The organism is uncultured Methanobrevibacter sp., from assembly GCF_905235195.1.
In the GTDB taxonomy this organism is placed as follows: Archaea; Methanobacteriota; Methanobacteria; order Methanobacteriales; family Methanobacteriaceae; genus Methanarmilla.
On sequence record NZ_CAJOKH010000073.1, the window covers coordinates 1 to 6,083 of the forward strand.

6 protein-coding genes are annotated in these 6,083 nt (G+C 25.4%); 4 read left to right on the forward strand and 2 right to left on the reverse strand.

From position 1 onward, the window contains the following. Positions 1-152: 152 nt before the first annotated feature. Both QZ146_RS08140 and QZ146_RS08145 read right to left on the reverse strand, forming a co-directional pair. Entirely contained in the window at positions 153-449 is a 297-nt protein-coding gene (locus QZ146_RS08140; protein ID WP_295723409.1) for a hypothetical protein, read from the reverse strand. A gap of 158 nt (positions 450-607) precedes the next feature. Further along, positions 608-1,678, reverse strand: coding sequence for an ATPase (locus QZ146_RS08145; protein ID WP_295723412.1), 1,071 nt, complete (start codon positions 1,676-1,678; stop codon positions 608-610). A gap of 506 nt (positions 1,679-2,184) precedes the next feature. Between QZ146_RS08145 and QZ146_RS08150 the strand changes: the two genes are divergently transcribed. The 4 genes from QZ146_RS08150 to galE all read left to right on the forward strand — a co-directional run bounded on the left by QZ146_RS08150 (position 2,185) and on the right by galE (position 5,806). Beyond that, a complete protein-coding gene (locus QZ146_RS08150) occupies positions 2,185-2,802 on the forward strand; it encodes a DapH/DapD/GlmU-related protein (protein WP_295723415.1) in 618 nt (205 codons plus the stop codon). Between the two features lie 460 nt (positions 2,803-3,262). Continuing rightward, positions 3,263-3,427, forward strand: coding sequence for a 4Fe-4S binding protein (locus QZ146_RS08155; RefSeq protein ID WP_295723418.1), 165 nt, complete (start codon positions 3,263-3,265; stop codon positions 3,425-3,427). 7 nt (positions 3,428-3,434) lie between these two features. Continuing rightward, on the forward strand, positions 3,435-4,619 hold the full coding sequence (locus QZ146_RS08160; protein ID WP_295723420.1) for an NAD(P)/FAD-dependent oxidoreductase: 1,185 nt from the start codon (positions 3,435-3,437) through the stop codon (positions 4,617-4,619). Positions 4,620-4,840: 221 nt separating this feature from the next. Next, complete coding sequence (galE, locus tag QZ146_RS08165; protein WP_295723423.1) at positions 4,841-5,806, forward strand: UDP-glucose 4-epimerase GalE; 966 nt, start codon at positions 4,841-4,843, stop codon at positions 5,804-5,806. The last annotated feature ends 277 nt before the right edge of the window (positions 5,807-6,083 follow it).

The following is a 6,083-nucleotide window of genomic DNA, read 5'->3' on the forward strand; positions in this document are numbered from 1 at the left end:
AATTGTATTTTTACAAACAATTATAAATGAATATGATAAATATAAAAAATAAGAGATTTCAGCCCGAATTTTATTCAGAAGATTTCAGACCCCTAAATTTTTTTATTAAAAGTATAAACTCTTTTAGATTACTTTTTGATTATGTTAATTCATCAGATGCCTAATTCTTTTAATTTTTTTTCTAATTCTTCTTCAGATAATACTTCAACATCTTTTTCATCATCACAAAAAGTTCCATCTAATATTTTTTTTCTGTCCTCTTCAGCTTGAGCCATAATTTCATCTTTGTTTAATTTCCAATTTTTTATAATTTCTTCTTCAAGATTACTGTCGGCCTCTATAATTGGTCCTGTATAATCACAATTGTAACATACCCATCTTGACCATACTTGGGGTATAATCCATTCTACATTATGTGAACCGCATCTTGGACAAATTTTTGATTTCATGTTATCTCTTATTTAAAGCCTTATAGGGGAATTGAACCCCTAATTTTCGTTTACGAGACGAATGTTTTACCATTAAAACTAATAAGGCATTTATATAAATATTATATATAAGCTTAAATTCTTTTATTAATTATTTATTTTTTCATAAATAAATTATTTTACTCTATTTTATAAAAACTCCAAATCAGTTCTAATGCTTCTCCAACTTCTAATGCACCAGAACGAGTTTCTCTTAATATTCTTTGTATGGAATATTTTTTCATGTGAGGGTACTTTTTATGTACTTCATATAGAAGTGGACATCCAAAACCTTTAATTGATTTTATGCCATAGTCTTTAATTAAATTTTTACCTTCTAATTTGCCACATGATAGGCTGGCAGGTAGATTTAATCGTTTGATTTTTTGATTATTATATAGTTTATCTGTTATGCATTGACTTCCTGTTGATAGCATATCTCCAAATATTACCATAGAAATATTATTTTCTAAAGCAAATTTAAAAAGCTCTTCTTCTATTTGGGCAGAACATCTTCCGCAGGGATGAATTTTACCACTTAATCCTTCATTTACTATATCTTTATTGTCAATTTTTATATATTCATGTTTTACTTGTAATTTTTCAGTTAATTTCTTAATATTATTTTTAAATTGGCTTGGAAGAATTATGGTTCCAGGATCTATACTAACTGCAATAGGATTAAAGCCTAAATATTTTGCAATCAGAAGTGAAAAACTACTATCCACACCTCCAGACAATGCAACAACTGCTAAATGTTTATTGTCACTATTAGTTGATAATAGATTTTTTTTAAAATTCTCTTCTAAATATTTTTCAAAATTAAATGTGTATATATTTTTTATTTTATATGTTAATGTTTTTTTAAGATTAGATAATGGGTTATATAATGGATTATTTTCATCTAAGGAATTTAGAGAATCTTCTATTTTTTGAAGTGATAATCTTAATCTATATTCTTTTTGCATAAAATCAGTATAACTTTCAACATGTATACTATTTAAGGATAAGTCTTCTTTAAGTCTTCCAACAACCCAACCTCCTTTTCCAATAATGGAAGATTTATCAGGTCTATCTTTAGTGATAATAGTTAATTCATTTAAATCCTCATTAAAATTTAATTTTTTAATGTTAATATCCATTTCTTCATGGCCTATTTCATTTCTAATTCTTTTAACATTTTCTTTAATAGTATTTTCATCAATTTCCATTTTCCTACCTTATAAAACATTAATATTATTAAATGAAATTTATTTTTTTTAATTTATTTAATTAATTAACTAATTTATTAATTAATTTATAATTATTGTTCTATTCTATTTAATTACTTTATGTATATTTCTTTTTTTTTAAACCATAATCCTAAAATTTTAAATTATATTTTTTATTAATTTTATGGAAATGATTAATATTTAAAAATAATAGAAATTATTATGAGTTTTATTTAAAAAATTCAGTGTTCTAAAAATATATTATATTTGTTAAAGTCAGGATTAACTTCATATTAATTATTTTTTTTAATAATTAAACTTGTAATTTCCATATTTTTACTTTTAAAGAAAATCATAAATATAATTTTATAATTTATAACTTATAAGTATTTTAAAAAACTAAAGTTTATATATTAGGGTATACATATAACAAAATACTAAAAAAACTTTATGAATTTATAAGTAATTTATAATTATTGAATGTTTTATAATATTGGTCGATTAAAATGGCAAGATTCTTAGGAATATTAAATGATAATAATGACAGTGATGTAAATCGTTACAATCCTAGATTCGTAGATGATAATATTAAATTAGGAGTTAATTATAAAAGATTTTCAAAAGAACCTGTTATAGGTAAAAATTCTTTTATACGATCTAATTCTGTTATCTATAATGATGTTGTTATAGGTGATGATTTTAGAACTGGGCATAATGTTTTAATTAGAGAAAATACTACTATCGGAGATGATGTATTAATAGGTACTAATACTGTCATTGAGGGTAATTGTACTCTAGGTAATAATATTAGCATTCAGTCAAATGTATATATTCCTTCTAATAGTGTTATTGAAGATAATGTGTTTATTGGACCATGTACTTGTTTTACTAATGATAGGTATCCTGTTAGAGTTGAATATGATCTTAAAGGACCTCAAATTAGAAGAGGTGCTTCTATTGGTGGAAACTCTACTTTCTTATCAAATTTAGAAATAGGTGAAGGTGCTATAGTAGCTGCTGGTGCAGTTGTTACAAGAAGTGTTCCACCTTATTATTTAGCAATTGGAACACCTGCTAAGATTAAACCACTTCCAGCTTCACTTAGAGTTCCAAACATGATTTAAATATATTATTTAATTTATTAACTAAAATAGTTATTTTTTTTAACTAGTCTCTTTATAATATTTTAATTAATTAATTAATTAATTAATTAATAAATTCATGCTCAAAACATGTTTATTTAATTATGTAAAAAATAACTTTTTTAACACTATAGTTAAAATTAATATTATTTAGATTATATCCTAATTATGGTATTTTTACTATTTTTTTTTATCAAATTTTAAATTCATTATCTAAAAATTATTTTAAAGGGTATATTGATTTTGTACTGATTAAATTTTTTTTAAAAATATAATAATTCTAAAATAAATTTTAATTAGCTTAATTCAGTACTTATACCATAAAAAATTAACTCTTTTTTTAGAAAACTTTTAAATATAATAAAGTAAATATTTTTTATTAATATTAATTTTTATATAATGATTATTTTTTATCATTTTATTTGTAATAGGAGATTTAATTATGATTGTAAAAGATTGGTGTTCTTATTGTGGTGAGTGTGCAGGAGTTTGTCCTAGAAATTTAATCACTGTAAAAGAGTATTCATTAGAATTTAAAGATGACGAATGTAAAGGATGTAGTACATGTATTATTGCATGTCCGATTAGTGCATTAGAAAAGGAATAGGGATAATATGATAGAGACAGATGTATTAGTAGTTGGAGCAGGTCCTGCAGGATCTACTGCTGCAAAACATGCAGCATTAGGCGGAGCGAAAGTAATTTTAATGGATAAAAAATCTGAAATAGGTTCACCAAAAAGATGTGCTGAGGGTGTTTCTAAAAAAGGTCTTAAAAAATTAGGTATTGAACCTAATTCAAGATTCATTGCAAAAGAATTAGATGGTGTAAGATTAGTATCACCTAATGGAACTAATGTATGGATGACCTCTGAAGAAATTGAACTTCCAGAAGCAGGTTATATTTTAGAGAGAAAAGTTTTTGATAAATTTATGGCCATGGATGCTGCTAGAGCAGGTGCTGAAATTAAAATTAAAACTATGGCAACTGGTGTAATTAAATCTGATGAGGGTTTCATTGTAACCTGTGAATCTATGGGTAAAGAATTTGATATTAAAACTAAAATTCTCATTGCAGCTGATGGTCCTGAATCTCACATTGGAAGATGGGCAGGATTAAAAACTGCTCAAAAAGCTGTTCATATGGAATCTGGTATTCAATATGAAATGTGTAATTTACATTTTGAAAGAGATGGTGTTATTGAATTCTACTTTGGAAGTTGTGCACCTGGAGGATATGTTTGGGTATTCCCGAAAGGTGATGATATTGCAAATGTTGGTTTAGCTGTTATTGCACCTAAAGCTAATAAGCCTGCAATTGAATATTTAGATGATTTTGTTTCAAAAAGTCCTATAACTAAAGATGCTCAACCTGTTGAAATAAATGTTGGTGGAGACCCAGTAGGGGGTATGCCTAAAAAAATCTATGATGATCATATAATGGTTGTTGGAGATGCTGCTGGACAAGTTAATCCTTTAACTGGTGGGGGTATAATTAGTGGAATGACTGGTGGAATGTATGCTGGTCAGGTAGCTGCTGAAGCTATTAAAGATGAAGATTATTCTGCTAAATATCTTAAAAAATATGATAGTTTAGTTAGAGATGATATTGGAGAGGAAATTAGAAAATACAGTATTGTTCAAGAATACTTGCTCACTTTATCTGATGAAGAATTAGATAATATTGCTGCTGAATTCCAGAATGTTAATTTCTCAAAAGTTTCTACAACACAACTTATTAAAAGTTTAATTAAAGTTTCTCCAAAAGCAGCTTTAAAATTAGGTAAGATCTTTTTATAGACTTTTAATTATATTTTTCTTAGATTTAATTAAGTTTTAAATATTTTAATTAAATTTTTCTTAAAATTTTTTTAAATTTTCTTATAATAAAATTACTTAGAATCTATTAAGATTAAATCTTTAAATCTTAATAGACTATATTATTTTTATAGATTAAGTTATTTTAATCAATTTGACTTCTCGAATTATTGTTTATACTTTTTTTATTTTAATGTGGTATTATGATTTTAGTTACTGGTGGAGCAGGTTATATAGGGGCTCATGTTAATAAAGCTTTAAATCAGGCTGGTTATGAAACTATTGTTTTAGATAATTTATCTAAAGGTTTTAAAGATTTTGTTAAATGGGGAAAGTTTGTTGAAGGAAGCTTGGAAGATAGTGATATCTTAGATTATATATTTGAAACATATCAAATAGATGCAGTTATGGATTTTGCTGCATTTATATCAGTAGGTGAATCTGTTGAGTTTCCTGAAATGTATATGAAAAATAACTATGAAAACACACTTAATTTAATTCAGCATATGAAAAAACACAATGTTAGAAAACTTATTTTTTCTTCTACTGCGGCTGTTTATGGAATTCCAGAAGAGGTTCCAATTAAGGAAAACCATCCACTTAAACCTATTAATCCTTATGGGGAATCTAAATTAAAGGTGGAACAAGCATTACTTAATGATGATGATATTGATTATGTAATATTTAGATATTTTAATGCTTCAGGTGATGATCCTGATTGTGAAATCGGTGAATTGCACATTCCAGAAACTCATCTTATTCCTCTTGTTCTTGATGCTGCACTCGGTATAAGAGAAAGTATATCTATATATGGTGATGATTATAATACCTCAGATGGAACATGTATTCGTGATTATGTTCATGTAAATGATATTGGAAGTGCTCATATTATGGGTTTAGAATATCTTTTAAATGGCGGAGAAAGTGATGTTTTTAATATTGGAAATAGTCAAGGATTTTCAGTTAAAGAAGTTATTGATGTATGTAAGAAAGTTACGGGTAATGATTTTAAAGTAAATATTGAATCTAGACGTCCAGGAGATCCTGATATTCTTATTGCAGATAGTAAAAAACTTGAAGATAAACTTAATTGGAAAGCAGAATATAGTAGTTTGGAAAGTATTATTGAAACTGCATGGATTTGGCATCAAAAATTAAATAAAGATTAATATTTATTCTTAGAAATGATTATTAATATTTTTAGTTAATTGTCTTAGTATTGATTAAACTAATATTATTTTTCTTTTTAATTTATTTCAAATCTAATATTTATCAATTTATAAATTTAATATTTAATAAGTTACATATTCTATACATAGGTTAATTAAAAACCAGATTAATTAAAATATTTAGGGGTCTGAAATCTTCTGAATAAAATTCGGGCTGAAATCTCTTATTTTTTATATTTATCATATTCATTTATAATTGTTTGTAAAAATACAATTC